This window comes from Isoptericola sp. NPDC019571, from assembly GCF_044389385.1.
Lineage (GTDB): Bacteria > Actinomycetota > Actinomycetes > Actinomycetales > Cellulomonadaceae > Isoptericola > Isoptericola nanjingensis.
In genome coordinates this window covers 54,997-69,666 of record NZ_JBIRXZ010000013.1, presented here as the reverse complement: position 1 = coordinate 69,666, position 14,670 = coordinate 54,997, and the positions used below count along the sequence as shown (strand labels likewise).

General features: G+C 74.6%; 15 protein-coding genes. 12 read left to right on the top strand and 3 right to left on the bottom strand.

The genetic code is table 11. The features are described 5' to 3' along the window. Window positions 1-59: 59 nt before the first annotated feature. From ACH443_RS19370 to pstB, 4 genes are all read left to right on the top strand, one after another. Complete coding sequence (locus ACH443_RS19370; protein ID WP_430557466.1) at window positions 60-1,169, top strand: phosphate ABC transporter substrate-binding protein PstS; 1,110 nt, start codon at window positions 60-62, stop codon at window positions 1,167-1,169. 108 nt (window positions 1,170-1,277) lie between these two features. Next, window positions 1,278-2,270 carry a phosphate ABC transporter permease subunit PstC gene (pstC, locus tag ACH443_RS19365; RefSeq protein ID WP_429766802.1) on the top strand — a complete coding sequence of 331 codons (993 nt, stop codon included), beginning with the start codon at window positions 1,278-1,280 and terminating at the stop codon, window positions 2,268-2,270. After that, a complete protein-coding gene (gene pstA / locus ACH443_RS19360) occupies window positions 2,270-3,238 on the top strand; it encodes a phosphate ABC transporter permease PstA (RefSeq protein ID WP_429766804.1) in 969 nt (322 codons plus the stop codon). Before pstC ends, pstA begins: the two co-directional genes overlap by 1 nt. 45 nt (window positions 3,239-3,283) lie before the next feature. Further along, on the top strand, window positions 3,284-4,063 hold the full coding sequence (gene pstB, locus ACH443_RS19355) for a phosphate ABC transporter ATP-binding protein PstB (protein WP_430591227.1): 780 nt from the start codon (window positions 3,284-3,286) through the stop codon (window positions 4,061-4,063). A gap of 73 nt (window positions 4,064-4,136) precedes the next feature. Here pstB and ACH443_RS19350 read toward each other — a convergent pair whose 3' ends face one another. Further along, window positions 4,137-4,628 (bottom strand): hypothetical protein, encoded by a 492-nt coding sequence (locus tag ACH443_RS19350; protein ID WP_429766806.1) that lies wholly within the window; start codon window positions 4,626-4,628, stop codon window positions 4,137-4,139. A gap of 272 nt (window positions 4,629-4,900) precedes the next feature. Here ACH443_RS19350 and ACH443_RS19345 point away from each other — a divergent pair, with 272 nt between their 5' ends. The 3 genes from ACH443_RS19345 (at window position 4,901) to ispF (ending at window position 6,691) form a co-directional block, all read left to right on the top strand. Next, a complete protein-coding gene (locus tag ACH443_RS19345) occupies window positions 4,901-5,383 on the top strand; it encodes a CarD family transcriptional regulator (RefSeq protein WP_079570762.1) in 483 nt (160 codons plus the stop codon). A gap of 82 nt (window positions 5,384-5,465) precedes the next feature. After that, window positions 5,466-6,194: a 2-C-methyl-D-erythritol 4-phosphate cytidylyltransferase gene (gene ispD, locus ACH443_RS19340; protein ID WP_430591226.1), complete on the top strand. Its 729-nt coding sequence runs from the start codon at window positions 5,466-5,468 to the stop codon at window positions 6,192-6,194. After that, on the top strand, window positions 6,191-6,691 hold the full coding sequence (gene ispF, locus ACH443_RS19335; protein WP_430591225.1) for a 2-C-methyl-D-erythritol 2,4-cyclodiphosphate synthase: 501 nt from the start codon (window positions 6,191-6,193) through the stop codon (window positions 6,689-6,691). The genes ispD and ispF overlap by 4 nt, the downstream gene beginning before the upstream one ends. A gap of 34 nt (window positions 6,692-6,725) precedes the next feature. On the opposite strand, the gene ACH443_RS19330 is transcribed toward ispF, so the two are convergent. Continuing rightward, window positions 6,726-7,373 carry a D-alanyl-D-alanine carboxypeptidase family protein gene (locus ACH443_RS19330; RefSeq protein ID WP_430591224.1) on the bottom strand — a complete coding sequence of 216 codons (648 nt, stop codon included), beginning with the start codon at window positions 7,371-7,373 and terminating at the stop codon, window positions 6,726-6,728. 87 nt (window positions 7,374-7,460) lie between these two features. Between ACH443_RS19330 and ACH443_RS19325 the strand changes: the two genes are divergently transcribed. Further along, on the top strand, window positions 7,461-8,186 hold the full coding sequence (locus tag ACH443_RS19325) for a response regulator transcription factor (RefSeq protein WP_430591223.1): 726 nt from the start codon (window positions 7,461-7,463) through the stop codon (window positions 8,184-8,186). Further along, a complete protein-coding gene (locus tag ACH443_RS19320) occupies window positions 8,179-9,309 on the top strand; it encodes a sensor histidine kinase (protein WP_430591222.1) in 1,131 nt (376 codons plus the stop codon). Before ACH443_RS19325 ends, ACH443_RS19320 begins: the two co-directional genes overlap by 8 nt. Before the next feature lie 22 nt (window positions 9,310-9,331). On the opposite strand, the gene ACH443_RS19315 is transcribed toward ACH443_RS19320, so the two are convergent. Beyond that, window positions 9,332-10,747, bottom strand: a complete 1,416-nt coding sequence (locus tag ACH443_RS19315) for a D-arabinono-1,4-lactone oxidase (RefSeq protein ID WP_430591221.1) — start codon at window positions 10,745-10,747, stop codon at window positions 9,332-9,334. A gap of 147 nt (window positions 10,748-10,894) precedes the next feature. Between ACH443_RS19315 and ACH443_RS19310 the strand changes: the two genes are divergently transcribed. From ACH443_RS19310 to rlmB, 3 genes are read left to right on the top strand one after another with little or no spacing between them, the layout of a single operon-like run. Next, entirely contained in the window at window positions 10,895-12,094 is a 1,200-nt protein-coding gene (locus ACH443_RS19310; protein ID WP_430591220.1) for an alanine racemase, read from the top strand. A 24-nt stretch (window positions 12,095-12,118) separates the two neighbouring features. Continuing rightward, window positions 12,119-13,543 (top strand): cysteine--tRNA ligase, encoded by a 1,425-nt coding sequence (gene cysS / locus ACH443_RS19305; protein ID WP_429766813.1) that lies wholly within the window; start codon window positions 12,119-12,121, stop codon window positions 13,541-13,543. A 28-nt stretch (window positions 13,544-13,571) separates the two neighbouring features. After that, the gene (gene rlmB / locus ACH443_RS19300) at window positions 13,572-14,564 is read left to right on the top strand and encodes a 23S rRNA (guanosine(2251)-2'-O)-methyltransferase RlmB (RefSeq protein ID WP_430591219.1); all 993 of its coding nucleotides are present in this window, start codon (window positions 13,572-13,574) and stop codon (window positions 14,562-14,564) included. Window positions 14,565-14,670 lie beyond the last annotated feature (106 nt).

The window sequence follows — 14,670 nt, the reverse complement described above, 5'->3', positions numbered from 1 at the left end:
TCCCGACGAACGCCGGTACTTCGCCGGTGTCCCTCCGTGTGAACAGGATGGAACGAGACGTGAAGCTCAGCCGATTCTCCCGTGCTGGAACCGCCGTGGCGGTCGGCGCGCTGGCCCTGACCCTCGCCGCGTGCGGCTCGGACCCGGCCGCGCCGGGCGCGGAGTCCACCGGTGGTTCGCAGGACGGCGGCTCGTCCCTCTCGGGCGAGCTCAGCGGCGGCGGCGCCTCGTCGCAGGAGTCCGCCCAGGAGGCGTGGCGCGCCGGCTTCCAGACGGCCAACCCCGACGTCACCGTCAACTACGACCCCGTCGGCTCCGGCGGTGGCCGCACCGGCTTCACCGACGGCTCGTACGCCTTCGCCGGCTCCGACGCGGCGCTGGACGAGGACGAGATGAAGGCGGCCGAGGCCCAGTGCGGCGAGGGCGGCGTCATCGAGTTCCCCGGCTACGTCAGCCCGATCGCCATCGCGTTCAACCTCGAGGGCGTCGACTCGCTGAACCTCAAGCCGGAGGTCATCGCGAACATCTTCTCGGGCAAGATCAAGGCCTGGAACGACGACGCGATCGCCGCCGACAACCCGGACGCCGAGCTGCCGGACACCGCGATCACCGTGGTGCACCGCTCGGACGACTCGGGCACCACCGAGAACTTCCAGGCCTACCTGTCCGAGGCCGCCCCCGACGCCTGGGACCACGAGCCCGAGGGCGTCTGGCCGATCGAGGGCCAGGAGTCGGCCCAGGGCACCTCCGGCGTGGTCTCGGCCGCGCAGTCCGGCGACGGCACCATCACCTACGCCGACGCCTCCCAGATCTCCGACCTGGGCACCGTGGCGGTCGGCGTGGGCGACGAGTTCGTGCCCTACAGCGCCGAGGCGGCCGCCGAGGTGGTCGCCCAGTCGCCGCGGGCCGAGGGCACCGCGGACGGCGTGTACTCGATCGAGCTGAAGCGCGACGTCGCCGGCACGTACCCGGTCGTCCTGGTCTCCTACCTCCTGGCCTGCGGCACCTACGCCGACCAGGCGCAGGCGGACCTGGTCAAGGGCTACATGTCCTACCTCGTGAGCGAGGAGGGCCAGCAGGTGGCCGCCGACGCGGCGGGCTCCGCCCCGCTGTCGGCCGACATCCGCGACGCGGTGCAGCCGTCGATCGACGCGATCACGGCCGGCTGACCGTCCTCGCCCTCGCCGGTCGAGCCTGTCGAGACCACGATCCGCGGTCTCGGCAGGCTCGGCCGGCGGTCTCGACAGGCACAACCAGCGGCACGACAAGGAGTACGAGTGACCACCACCGTCAGCCCGCCCCCGCAGCGGGTGCCGGGCAGACCGCGCCGACGCAAGCGGACCACCGACCGCGGCTTCAACCGGGCCTTCCGCTGGATCGCCGTCGGCGCCGGCGTCCTGATCCTCGCGGTGCTGGCCGCCGTCGCGGTGTTCCTGCTGCAGCAGGCCTGGCCGGCGCTGACCGCCGGGTCGGACGAGCTGGCGGCCTCGGTGCCGCGCTACCCCGAGGACACGTCGCTGCTCGAGTACGTCGGACCGCTCGTGTTCGGCACGCTGCTCGCGGCGGCGCTGGCCCTCGCGATCGCGACGCCGGTCGCCATGGGGATCGCCCTGTTCATCTCGCACTACGCGCCGCGGCGGCTGTCCCAGCTGCTCGGCTACCTCGTGGACCTGCTGGCGGCCGTCCCGTCCGTCATCTACGGCCTCTGGGGCATCTACGTGCTCGGCCCGGCCGCGCTGCCGGTGTGGGAGTGGCTCAGCTCCTGGTTCGGGTGGTTCCCGCTCTTCGCCGGCCCCGTCTCGCCCACGTCCCGGGTGCTTGCCACGGTCGCGGTGGTGCTCGCCGTGATGATCCTGCCGATCATCACCGCCGTCGCCCGCGAGGTCTTCCTGCAGACGCCGAAGCTCCACGAGGAGGCGGCGCTCGCGCTCGGCGCGACCCGCTGGGAGATGGTCCGCACCGCCGTGCTGCCCTTCGGCCGGTCCGGCGTCATCTCCGCAGCCATGCTCGGCCTGGGCCGCGCGCTCGGCGAGACGATGGCCGTGCTGATGATCCTGTCGCCCGGGTTCCTGTACTCGTTCAAGATCCTCGACAGCGCGCAGCAGCAGACCATCGCCGCGTACATCGCGCTCGACTTCCCGGAGGCGAGCGGGCTCGCGGTGAACACGCTGATCGCCACGGGCCTCGTGCTGTTCGTCATCACGCTGGCCGTCAACATGGCCGCGCGCGCGATCGTGGCGCGCCGCAAGGACTTCTCGGGGGCCAACTGATGAGCACGACCACCCTCTCGGACCCCGCGGGCCCCACCGACGCCACCGCCCGCACGCGCGCGGCGCTGACCGGCGCCGACGGCGCCCGGCGCCGCAAGGACCGCACGATGACGGTGCTGGTCTGGGCCGCGTTCGTCGTGGCCATGGCACCGCTCGTCTCCCTGGTCTGGACGGTGCTGAGCAACGGCGCCGGCCGCATCAGCATGGACTTCCTCACCCTGTCGATGCGCAACATCTTCGGCGGCGACCCGAGCGGCGGCATCTACCACGCCATCGCGGGCACGCTGATCATCACGGCCCTGGCCACGGTGATCTCGGTGCCGATCGGCCTGCTCACCGCGATCTACCTCGTGGAGTACGGCAAGGGCGCGCTGGCCCGCTCGGTGACCTTCTTCATCGACGTCATGACGGGCATCCCGTCGATCGTGGCGGGCCTCTTCGCCGTCTCGCTGTTCACCCTGATCCTGGGGCCGGGCGTGCGGATGGGCGTCATCGGCGCCGTCGCGCTCTCCGTGCTGATGATCCCCGTGGTCGTCCGCTCCTGCGAGGAGATGCTCAAGCTCGTCCCGAACGAGCTGCGCGAGGCGTCGTACGCGCTGGGCGTGCCCAAGTGGCTGACGATCGTCAAGGTCGTGCTCCGCACGTCCGTCGCGGGCCTGACGACGGGCATCCTGCTCGCCGTCGCCCGCGTCATCGGGGAGACGGCGCCCCTGCTCGTGACCGTCGGCGTCACCGACTCGATCAACTTCGACCCCTTCGAGGGCCGCATGATGACGCTCCCGGTGTTCGCCTACCGCCAGTACAGCCAGGGCCTGGCCACCTGCCCGGGCGGCGAGTCCGCCTCCTGCGTGGCGGACATCGCGATCCAGAACGCGTGGGGCGCGGCGCTCGTGCTCATCGTCCTGGTGCTCGCCCTCAACCTCGTCGGCCGGCTGGTGAACCGCTGGTTCTCCCCGAAGCTGCGCTGACCCGCAGCCGCCGCCCGCCGCAGCCCACCAGAAAGAGACGACACGATGGCACAGCGCATCGACGTGAAGGACCTCAACATCTACTACGGCGACTTCCTCGCCGTGCAGGACGTGTCGATGACGATCGACCCGAAGTCGGTGACCGCGTTCATCGGCCCGTCCGGGTGCGGGAAGTCGACCTTCCTGCGCACGCTCAACCGGATGCACGAGGTGATCCCGGGGGCCCGCGTGGAGGGCACCGTGGAGATGGAGGGCGTCGACCTGTACGGCGACGACATCGACCCGGTGGCCGTGCGCCGCAACGTGGGGATGGTCTTCCAGCGGCCCAACCCGTTCCCGACCATGTCGATCCGCGACAACGTGCTCGCCGGCGTGCGGCTGAACAACCGCCGCATCAGCAAGGCGGACGCCGAGGAGCTGGTCGAGGGCTCGCTGCGCGGCGCGAACCTGTGGAACGAGGTCAAGGACCGTCTCGACCGGCCGGGGTCCGGCCTGTCGGGCGGGCAGCAGCAGCGCCTGTGCATCGCGCGCGCCATCGCGGTGAAGCCGCAGGTGCTGCTCATGGACGAGCCGTGCTCGGCCCTCGACCCGATCTCGACCCTCGCGATCGAGGACCTCATCGGCGAGCTCAAACAGAACTACACGATCGTCATCGTGACGCACAACATGCAGCAGGCGGCGCGCGTCAGCGACCGGACGGCGTTCTTCAACATCGCGGGCACGGGCAAGCCCGGCCGCCTCATCGAGATGAACGAGACGTCGACGATCTTCTCCACCCCGTCCGAGCAGGCCACCGAGGACTACGTCTCCGGCCGCTTCGGGTGACCGGGCGCTGACCCGGGACGGACGAAGGGGCGGGCCGCAGCAGCTGCTGCGGCCCGCCCCTTCGTCGTGCGGGTCAGACGCCCGAGGCGCTCGGCACCCAGGCCGCGTACTCGGGGAGCGTGCCGTCCATGACGGGCAGGAAGAAGTCCTCGTCCACGCCGGCGCCGGACAGCGTCGCGTCGAGGTCGCCGCCCGGGTGGGTGGCGACGGCGCCGAGCTGGGCGTCCACGGCCTGGTCGCCCTCCTGGTCGGCGCTCAGGTAGACGGTCTGCCCGGCGGGCACGGTGAGCGAGATCGGCTCGGCGCCCTCGGCGGCGAGCACGAAGTCGACGTCCTCGGCGGAGGTGTTCGCGAGCGCGCCGAGCACGGCGCCGGGCTCGCCCTCGCCCTCGGAGACGACCATGAGGTTGATGCCGCGCACCTGGTCGGTGAGGTTGACCCGGATGCCGTCGGAGGGGGCGTAGGGCTTGGTGGTGATCGTGGGGGAGCAGGCGGCCAGCAGCAGGGCGCCCGCCATGACGCTGGCGGCGGCGACGAGGCGTGCGGGGCGGGCGGAGCGGGACACGAGCTCTCCTTCGAAGGCGTCGGCTCGCGGGCGCGGGTGGCCGCGCGGGCGCGGGGCATCAGGGTTCCCCCACGTCAGGCGGGGGAGGGCGGGCCTGCAGGGGACCCGTCGACATCCTAGCGACGCCCGGCGCGGGCTGCGTCCATGATTGCGCTTCCAGGCCTCTGACCTGCGCAAACGGGTTCGTCACAGGGGTGCCGGGAGGGCGCGGGGCAGGGGAGTGTCGGCCTCCCCGTGATAAACTTGTCGACTGGGAAAGGGGACATCTGCAGATGACGTTCACAGTAGGCGAGACGGTTGTCTACCCGCATCACGGTGCCGCGCTGATCGAGGAGATCAAGACGCGCAAGATCCGTGGCGAGGAGAAGATGTACCTCAAGCTCAAGGTCGCCCAGGGCGACCTGACGATCGAGGTCCCGGCGGAGAACGTCGACCTCGTGGGTGTGCGCGACGTGGTCGACCAGCAGGGGCTGGACCGCGTCTTCGAGGTGCTGCGCGCGCCCTACACGGAAGAGCCGACGAACTGGTCGCGCCGGTACAAGGCGAACCTCGAGAAGCTCGCGTCCGGCGACGTGATCAAGGTCGGCGAGGTCGTGCGCGACCTGTCGCGCCGCGACGCGGACCGTGGCCTCTCGGCCGGCGAGAAGCGCATGCTCGCCAAGGCTCGCCAGATCCTCGAGTCCGAGGTCGCGCTCGCGGAGGGCGTCGACGAGGAGAAGGCCGGCGCCATCATCGACGAGGTCCTCGCCTCCTGAGGCCTCCAGTCACCAGCGCTGCACGACGGCGACCCGCGGCTCCGGCCGCGGGTCGCCGTCGTCGTTCCGGTACCGTGACGCCGTGACGACGCTCGCGATCCTCACCGCCGCGGGGTCCGGCACCCGCCTCGGCCGGGACCTGCCGAAGGCCCTGGTCGACCTGGCGGGCTTCCCCCTCGTGGTGCACGCCGCACGCCGCCTCGCCGCCTCGGGCGTCGTCGACTCCCTCGTCGTCACGTGCCCTCCGGGCCTCCACTCCGCGGTGCGCGACGTCGTCGCGCAGGACCCGCACGTGGACGTGCCGGTCCGCGTGGTCGAGGGCGGCGGCACCCGGCAGGCGTCCGTCGCCGCCGGCCTCGCGCTCGCCGGCCCGGACGACGACGTGGTCCTCGTGCACGACGCCGCACGCCCGCTCGCGCCGCCGCGCCTGGTGCGCCGCGTCGTCGACGCGGTACGTGCCGGCCACGGCGCGGTCGTCCCGGGGCTGCCCGTCACCGACACCGTGAAGCGCGTCGGGCCGGCATCGTCCGGGAGCGGGCCGGACGTCGAACGCGTCGTCGAGACCCCGGACCGCGCCGTGCTGCGCGCGGTGCAGACGCCGCAGGGCTTCGACCGCGCGCTGCTGGAGCGCGCGCACGCGCAGGGCGCGGCCCGCGCGACGGCGGAGGGGTCGGCGGCGACGGACGACGCGGGGCTGGTCGAGGCGCTCGGCGAGCCCGCCTACGTCGTCACCGGCGAGGAGGCGGCCATGAAGATCACCACCGAGCGCGACCTGCAGGTGGCCGCGCTGCTGCTGGAGGAGGAGTCGTGACCGCGCTTCCCGCAGGCCTGCCGCGCACCGGGCTCGGCGTCGACGTGCACGCCTACGCCCCCGAGGGCTCCGACCGCGAGCTGTGGCTCGGGGGCCTGCGGTGGCCGGGGGAGCGGCCGCTCGCCGGCCACTCGGACGCCGACGTCGCGGCGCACGCCGCCGCCGACGCCCTGTTCTCCGCCGCCGGCATCGGCGACCTCGGCTCGCACTTCGGCACCGGCGAGCCCGAGTGGGCCGGGGCGGCGGGGTGCACCCTGCTCGCCGAGGCGGCCCGCCGCGTGCGGGCGGCGGGGTTCGAGATCGGGAACGTCGCCGTGCAGGTGGTCGGCAACCGGCCGAAGGTCGGCCCGCGCCGCGCGGAGGCCGAGGCGGCGCTCACGGCCGCGGCCGGCGCGCCCGTCTCCCTGAGCGCCACCACGACCGACGGCCTGGGGCTCACCGGCCGCGGCGAGGGCGTCGCGGCGATCGCCACGGCGCTCGTGGTCGCCGTCGGCTGAACCGCTCGGCGCGGGACCCACCGCACCGGGCTGCTCACTGCTGCAGCCGCGGGTCCTGCGAGGGGTCGGCGTACGGCTCCGGGCAGCCCTGGTCGACCGCGTCGGGGCGCAGCTCGACGTGCCACGGCTCGTTCGCGTACACCCGGCACAGCCCGTACGCGGCGCCGTGGTCCGCCACCCACTGGCTGCCGCCCGTCTGCTGCAGGTCGACCGCGTCGCCGGTGACGTGCGACGACGTGTCCGCGGACGCGACCCAGCGGGCCGCCTCGGCCGCGGAACCGTACTGGGCGACCGCCTCGCGCAGCAGCTGGTCCTGGTACGCCGCAGAACGCCAGGCGCTGTTGACGAAGAAGGTGACGCCGTCCTGCTCGGCGTCCGCCGCGGCCGCCTGCAGCGCCGCGAGCAGCGCGGGGTCGAGGTTCGCCAGGGCCGGGAGCGCGTCGTCGAACACGGTGGTGCCGTCGGGGACGTGGCCGGCGGCCACGCCGTCCCGCGCGCCGCGGTCGGGTCGGTCCGCGGGGGCGGTCGCCGGAGCGACCGACGTCGTCGCGGGCGGGGGCGACGACCCCTGGCAGGCCGCGAGCCCGGCCAGCGCGGCGGCGGCCAAGGCGAGCGCGAGCGCGGTGCGGGCCGGTCGGAGGGGCGCGCGCTCGGGTGCGGGGACGTGTCGGTGGTGGAGCATGCCTTCAGTCGAGCCGGGGCGGCGTTGCCCGGGCGTATGCGCTCCTCGATACGCGGACGATAGGCGCCGCTCCGTAGCATCGAGGGCATGCGCGTGCTGATCGTCGAGGACGAGCCGTACCTGGCCCAGGCCGTCCGCGACGGGCTGCGGCTGGAGGCCATCGCGGCGGACGTCGCCGGCGACGGCGACACCGCCCTCGAGCTGCTGAGCGTGAACTCCTACGACGTCGCCGTGCTCGACCGTGACATCCCCGGCCCGTCGGGGGACGAGGTCGCCGCGAGCATCGTCGCCTCCGGGAGCGGCCTGCCGATCCTCATGCTCACGGCCGCCGACCGTCTCGACGACAAGGCCACCGGGTTCGAGCTCGGGGCCGACGACTACCTCACCAAGCCGTTCGCGATGCGGGAGCTCGTGCTGCGGCTGCGCGCCCTCGACCGGCGTCGCGCGCACAGCCGGCCGCCGGTGCGCGAGCTCGCGGGCCTGCGCGTGGACCCGTTCCGCCGCGAGGTCTACCGGGACGGGCGCTACGTCGCGCTCACCCGCAAGCAGTTCGCCGTGCTGGAGGTGCTGGTCGCGGCCGACGGCGGCGTCGTCAGCGCGGAGGAGCTGCTGGAGCGGGCGTGGGACGAGAACGCCGACCCCTTCACCAACGCCGTGCGCATCACGGTGTCGGCGCTGCGCAAGCGGCTCGGCGAGCCGTGGGTGATCGCCACCGTGCCCGGGGTGGGCTATCGCATCGCGGCCCCGCCCGAGGGCGACTCCGGGCACGAGGACGGGCGCGCGGCCCGGAGCGGCGAGGCCCGGCATGGCTAGGAGCCCCGGCCCGAGCGTCCGGCTGAAGCTCACGCTCAGCTACGCCGGGTTCCTCGTGGTGGCCGGCGCGCTGCTCCTCGCCGTCGTGTGGGTCTTCCTGCTGCGGTACGTCCCGGACACGATCATCGTCGACGTCGCGCCGTCCCGTCCCGGACCCGGGCAGTTCGTCCCCAACCGCTCCGACCTGGAGCGCGCCTTCGCCCCGAGGGTCGCCTGGGCGATGGTCTTCCTCCTGGTGCTCGGACTCCTCGGCGGGTGGTTCCTCGCCGGGCGGATGCTCGCCCCGCTGGACCGCGTCACCGACGCCACCCGCCGGGCCGCCGAGGGGTCCCTGTCCCACCGGATCCGGCTCCCTGGACGCCAGGACGAGTTCCGCGAGCTCGCCGACGCGTTCGACGCGATGCTGGCCCGGCTCGAGGCGCAGGTCGCCGAGCAGCAGCGGTTCGCGGCGAACGCCTCCCACGAGCTGCGCACCCCGCTCGCGGTGACGCGGACGCTGCTCGAGGTGGGTGCGCAGGACCCGGACCGGGACACGGACGAGCTCCTGCGGCGTCTCGAGGCCGTCAACGCGCGCGCGATCGACCTCACCGAGGCGCTGCTCCTGCTCAGCCGCGCCGACCGCGGGACGTTCGCGCGCGAGCGCGTCGACCTGTCCCTCGTCGCGGAGGAGGTGGCCGAGACGCTGCAACCCCTCGCGGACGGCCGGGGCGTCGACCTGCAGGTCGCGGGCGACGTCGCCCCCGCGGTGGGGTCGCACGCGCTCCTGCTGCAGCTCGCCACGAACCTCGTGCACAACGCGATCGTGCACAACCTCGCGGAGCACGGCACGGTGCGGGTGGAGACCGCCGTCCGCGGCGACGACGTCGTGCTCACCGTCGAGAACACGGGCGGGCCGCTCGATCCGCGCCTCGTGCCGACGCTCGTCGAGCCGTTCCAGCGCGGCGGCGGGCGCACGCACGGGGAGCACGGGGGCGTCGGGCTCGGCCTCGCGATCGTGCGGAGCATCGCGGAGGCGCACCACGGCACCCTCGCGCTCGCCGCACGGGGCGACGGCGGGCTGCGCGTCACGGTGCGCCTGCCGGGGGAGCGGGCCGCCCCGGTCGCGTGGTGGCCCTCCGCCTAGCCCGTGCCGTCAGGCCGTGGCGTCAGTCCGCCGCGCCGAGGACGGTGTCGGTGTAGCCGTTGCGGAAGACGCCGCCGGGATCGATGGCAGCGCGCACGCGGGCGACGTCGGCCAGGGGGTAGTGGTCGGCGAGGTGCTCCGCCGTGCGGGTGTGCATCTTGCCCCAGTGCGGCCGCCCGCCCGCCGCGGCGAAGATCTGCTCGGCCGCGCTGAAGTACCGCTGGTGGGGCATCGGTGCGTACTGGTGCACCGCGACGTACGCCGTCTCGCGACCGTGCGCCGTCGAGAGCCAGACGTCGTCGGCGGCGGCGAAGCGCACCTCCACCGGGAAGGGGACGGGCTCGCCGGACGCGCGCAGCCAGGCGTCGAGCTCGTCGAGCACGTCCCGCAGCGCGGCGCGCGGCAGGGCGTACTCCATCTCGACGAACCGGACCCGGCGCCGGGTGACGAAGACGTCGGCCGACGGCGCCACGTACGTCTTCGCGCCCAGCGCCCGCGCGCTCACCGCGTTGAGGCGGGGGACCAGGCCGGGGGCGGCGAACGCGAGGCGGTTCACCACCTCGAAGGCGCCGTTGGACAGCACCTCCTCGTCCAGGAGGGCGCGGGCCCGGGAGCCGGCGGTGCGCACGGCGCCGAGGCCTCCGGCGCGGGCCGCCGCCCAGGCCTCGATCTCCTCGGCCGTCGCGCGGTTGTTCCGCTTCGTCAGCGCCCGGCGGGTGCCGGGGAACCAGTAGAACTCCGCGTGGTCGTTGCCGTCGACGTACTCGTCGAGCTGCTCGAGCACGCGGTCCAGCGGCCACGGCTCCTCCTGAGCGCGCAGCCAGAACGCGGGCACCACCTCGAGCGTGACCGCCGACAGCACGCCCGCGACGCCGAGGCCCAGCCGGGCCACCTCGAACAGCTCGCGCTCGGGCGATCCCGGGGCCGCGGCGTCCGACGCCGACCGGACCGCGCCGTCGGCGCCGACCACGCGGACGCCGCGCACCTGCGTCGCGAGGCCGCCCAGCCGGGCGCCGGTGCCGTGCGTGCCGGTCGAGATCGCGCCCGCGACCGACTGGCGGTCGATGTCGCCGAGGTTGCGCATCGCCAGCCCGAGCGCCGCGAGCAGGCGGTTGAGGTGGTGCAGGCGGGTGCCCGCCCGGACGGTGACGAGCGACGTGCCGTCCGGCTGGGGCGCCACCGCCTCGATACCGCTGAGGTGGTCGAGGCCGAGGTGCACGCCGTCGGTCACGGCCGCGGCGGTGAAGGAGTGGCCCGCGCCCATCGCCCGCACCCGCGTCCCGTCGGCGGCTGCCCGGGCGACGACGGCACCCAGCTCGCCCTCGTCGCGCGGCGCCAGGCGGCGCGCAGGCTGCCACGAGTGCGTGCCGCCCCAGGTGCGCAGCGGGGCGTCGGGGGTGGCGGGGGCCGGTGTGCGGGCGACGGTGCTCGGAGTCACGCGGCACACTCTGCCACGGGCGGCGGCCCGCGCGGATCCCCCTCCGGGTGGATCGTCGGCGACCCGTCGGACCGCCCGTCAGATCACCCGTCGGATCACCCCGCCCGGCCGTCGGACGATGCCCGGCGCCCGGTGTAGCGTGCGGTCATGACCCAGACGGAGCGGCTGGCCCGCGCCACCGCGCACCTGCCGGCTCCCGTGGCCGTGGTCGACCTCGACGCCTTCGACGCCAACGCCGCGGACCTGCGCCGCCGCGCCCGGGGCGTCCCCGTGCGGGTGGCGAGCAAGTCCGTGCGGGTGCGCACGCTCGTCGGCCGGGCGCTCGACGCCGGGTTCCAGGGCGTCATGGCGTTCTCCCTGGCAGAGGCGCTGTGGCTCGTGCAGGAGGGCGTGCGCGACGTGCTCGTCGGCTACCCCACCGTGGACCGGGACGCGCTCGCGCGGCTCGCCGCCGACGACCGCGCGCGGCGCGAGATCACGCTCATGGCGGACGACGCCGCCCAGCTCGCGCTCCTGGGCGCCGCCCTCTCGTCCGCCGCGGTGCCGGCCGGGACGGGCGGCCTCGCCGACGTCGCCGTCTGCCTGGACGTCGACGCGTCGCTGCGCCTCGACGCCGGCCCGCTGCACGTGCACCTGGGCACGCGGCGCTCGCCGCTGCGCACCCCGGACGACGTCGCCGCGCTCGCCCGCCGCGTCGAGGCGCTGCCCGGCGCGCGGCTGCGCGGGCTGATGTTCTACGAGGCGCAGGTGGCCGGGCTGCCCGACACCAACCCGGCCGTCCGGCTGGTCAAGAAGCTGTCGGTGGCCGAGCTGTACGGCCGCCGGACGGCCGTCGTCGAGGCCGTCGGCGCCGCCGTCGGGCACGCCGTGGAGCTGGTGAACTCCGGCGGCACCGGCTCGCTCGAGACGTCGTCGGCAGGGCCGGCGGTCACCGAGGTGACCGCGGGCTCCGGGCTGTTCGTCCCCGGCCTGTTCGACGGGTACCGCTCCTTCGACCCCCGGCCCTCCGCGTTCTTCGGGCTCGACGTCGCGCGGGTGCCCGCCGCGGGCTGGGCGACGGCGTTCGGGGGCGGGTACGTGGCCTCCGGGCCGGCGGGGCGCTCGCGGCTGCCGCGGGTCGCGACGCCCGGCTGGTCGCTCACCGGAACGGAGGGCGCGGGGGAGGTCATGACCCCGCTGCGCCGGCGGGGCGGAGCGCCGCCCCTCGCCGTCGGGGACCGCGTGTGGCTGCGGCACGCCAAGGCGGGCGAGCTCATGGAGCGGTTCGACGTCGTCCACCTGGTGCGCGGCGACGAGATCGTCGAGTCCGTCCCCACGTACCGCGGCGAGGGACGCACCTTCGGCTGAGGGACCGGCCGGTACGCTGGACCGGTGAGCCTGCACCTGTACGACACCGCGACGCGCGACGTGCGCGCCTTCGTCCCCCTGAACCCGGGCGAGGTCGGTATCTACCTGTGCGGCGCCACCGTGCAGGCCCCGCCCCACATCGGCCACCTCCGCCCCGTCATCGCGTTCGACGTGCTGCGGCGCTGGCTGGAGCGCTCGGGCCTGCGCGTCACGTTGATCCGCAACGTCACCGACATCGAGGACAAGATCCTCGCCAAGGCGGCCGCGGCCGGCGTCGAGTGGTGGGCGCACGCCGCCACGCACGAGCGGATGTTCACGCGGGCCTACGACGCGCTCGGCGTCATCCCGCCCACCTACGAGCCGCGCGCCACCGGCCACGTGCCCGACATGGCGGAGCTCATGCAGCGGCTCGTCGACCGCGGGCACGCCTACGCGACCGGCCCCGGCGACGTCTGGTTCGACGTGCGTTCCTGGCCCGCGTACGGCGAGCTCACCCGGCAGCGGCTGGAGGACCTCAACCCCGAGCCCACCGGCGACGACGCCGCGGCGTCCGCCAAGCGCGACCCGCACGACTTCGCGCTGTGGAAGGCGCCCAAGCCGGGCGAGCCGGAGACGGCGTCCTGGGAGACGTCGTTCGGCCGGGGCCGCCCGGGCTGGCACCTCGAGTGCTCGGCCATGGCGCGCCGCTACCTGGGCGACGCGTTCGACATCCACGGCGGCGGCCTCGACCTGCGGTTCCCGCACCACGAGAACGAGCAGGCGCAGTCGCGCGCGGCCGGGTACGGCTTCGCGCAGCGCTGGATGCACTGCGCGTGGGTCACCCAGCAGGGCGTCAAGATGAGCAAGTCGCTGGGCAACGGGCTGCTGGTGAGCGAGCTGCTCGCCCAGGCGCCCGCGCCCGTGATCCGCTACGCGCTCGCGGCGGTGCAGTACCGCTCGATGCTCGAGTGGTCGCCCGACACCCTGGACGAGGCCCGCACCACCTGGGAGCGGCTGTCCGGCTTCGTGGACCGCGCCACCGAGCGCGTCGGCGGGGTGCCCGCCGACGAGGTCGCGAAGGCCGAGCTGCCGGCCGGGTTCGTCGAGGCGATGGACGACGACCTCAACGTGCCCGCGGCGCTCGCCGTCGTGCACGAGCACCTGCGCGCCGGCAACAGCGCGCTGGCGTCGCGCGACGACGCCGCGGCGCGCGAGGAGCTCGTCGCGCTGCGCGGCATGCTCGACGTCCTGGGCCTCGACCCGCACGACCCGCAGTGGGCCTCGGGTGCCGACGACTCCGCCGCGCGCGCGGCCCTGGAGTCGCTGGTCGCCGCTGAGCTCGACGCGCGGGTCGCCGCGCGCGCCGCGAAGGACTGGGCCACGAGCGACGCCATCCGCGACCGCCTCGCGGACGCCGGCGTCGTCGTCCAGGACTCCGCGGACGGCGCCCGCTGGACGCTGACCGACTGACCCGCTCGACCACCTGAGAAGAGACACCATGGCAGGCAACACCCGACGTCCCGGCGCCGTCCGCAAGGCCGGTAGCAAGAAGGGCGCGCAGGTCGGCACCGGCGGGCACAGCCGCAAGGCGCTCGAGGGCAAGGGCCCGACGCCGAAGGCCGAGGACCGTACCTACCACCCGGCGCACAAGCGCAAGGTGGCGGCGGAGAAGAAGCAGGCCGCGCAGTCGCAGAAGGGCGCGAGCAAGGGGGTCGTGCGCGGCACGCGCCGCCCGACCGGCGGCGCCGAGGTGGTCGCGGGCCGCAACGCCGTGCTCGAGGCGCTGCGCACCGACGTGCCGGTCACCGCCGTGCACCTCGCCGCGCGCATCGACCACGACGACCGCACGCGGGAGATCCTCGAGCTGGCCTCGACCCGCTCCGTGCAGCTGCTCGAGGTGAGCCGCACCGAGCTGGACCACCTCACCGAGGGCTCCGTGCACCAGGGCGTCGCCGCGCAGGTGCCGCCCTACGACTACGCGGACGTCGAGGACCTGCTGGACGCCGCCGCCGAGGCGGGCCAGCCGCCCCTGATCGTCGCGCTCGACGGCGTCACCGACCCCCGCAACCTGGGCGCCGTGCTGCGGTCCGCGGGGGCCTTCGGCGCGCATGGCGTCGTCGTGCCGTCGCGCCGCTCGGCCGGCGTCACCGCGTCGGCGTGGAAGGTGTCGGCCGGCGCCGCGGCGCGGGTGCCCGTGGCCAAGGTGACGAACCTGGCGCGGACGCTCGCCGACCTGAAGAAGTCCGGGGCCTTCGTCGTCGGCCTGGACGCGGGCGGTGACGCCACCGTGCGCGACCTCGCGTTCGCCACCGACCCGCTCGTGCTCGTCGTCGGGTCCGAGGGTCACGGACTCTCCCGCCTGGTGCGCGAGACCTGCGACGCCGTCGCGTCCATCCCCATCTCGTCCGATGTCGAGTCGCTGAACGCCGGCGTCGCCGCGGGCATCACGCTCTACGAGGTGGCCCAGGCCCGCCTGACTGCCGCGAGATAGAGAACCCCGAGCCGCGAGATAGAGAAGCGGGGGGGGGGGCCCCCCCCCGGGGGGGGGGGGGCGGGCGGGTGGATATAGGCGGGGGGGGGGGGGGGTTTAGCGCGGG

Excerpts from the sequence above, each read along its gene's own strand:
- pstA (WP_429766804.1), top strand. The coding sequence starts at position 2,270 with ATGAGCACGACCACCCTCTCGGACCCCGCGGGCCCCACCGACGCCACC.
- pstB (WP_430591227.1), top strand. The coding sequence starts at position 3,284 with ATGGCACAGCGCATCGACGTGAAGGACCTCAACATCTACTACGGCGAC.
- ACH443_RS19345 (WP_079570762.1), top strand. The coding sequence starts at position 4,901 with ATGACGTTCACAGTAGGCGAGACGGTTGTCTACCCGCATCACGGTGCC.
- ACH443_RS19330 (WP_430591224.1), bottom strand. The coding sequence starts at position 7,373 with ATGCTCCACCACCGACACGTCCCCGCACCCGAGCGCGCGCCCCTCCGA.
- ACH443_RS19325 (WP_430591223.1), top strand. The coding sequence starts at position 7,461 with ATGCGCGTGCTGATCGTCGAGGACGAGCCGTACCTGGCCCAGGCCGTC.
- ACH443_RS19320 (WP_430591222.1), top strand. The coding sequence starts at position 8,179 with ATGGCTAGGAGCCCCGGCCCGAGCGTCCGGCTGAAGCTCACGCTCAGC.
- ACH443_RS19310 (WP_430591220.1), top strand. The coding sequence starts at position 10,895 with ATGACCCAGACGGAGCGGCTGGCCCGCGCCACCGCGCACCTGCCGGCT.
- rlmB (WP_430591219.1), top strand. The coding sequence starts at position 13,572 with ATGGCAGGCAACACCCGACGTCCCGGCGCCGTCCGCAAGGCCGGTAGC.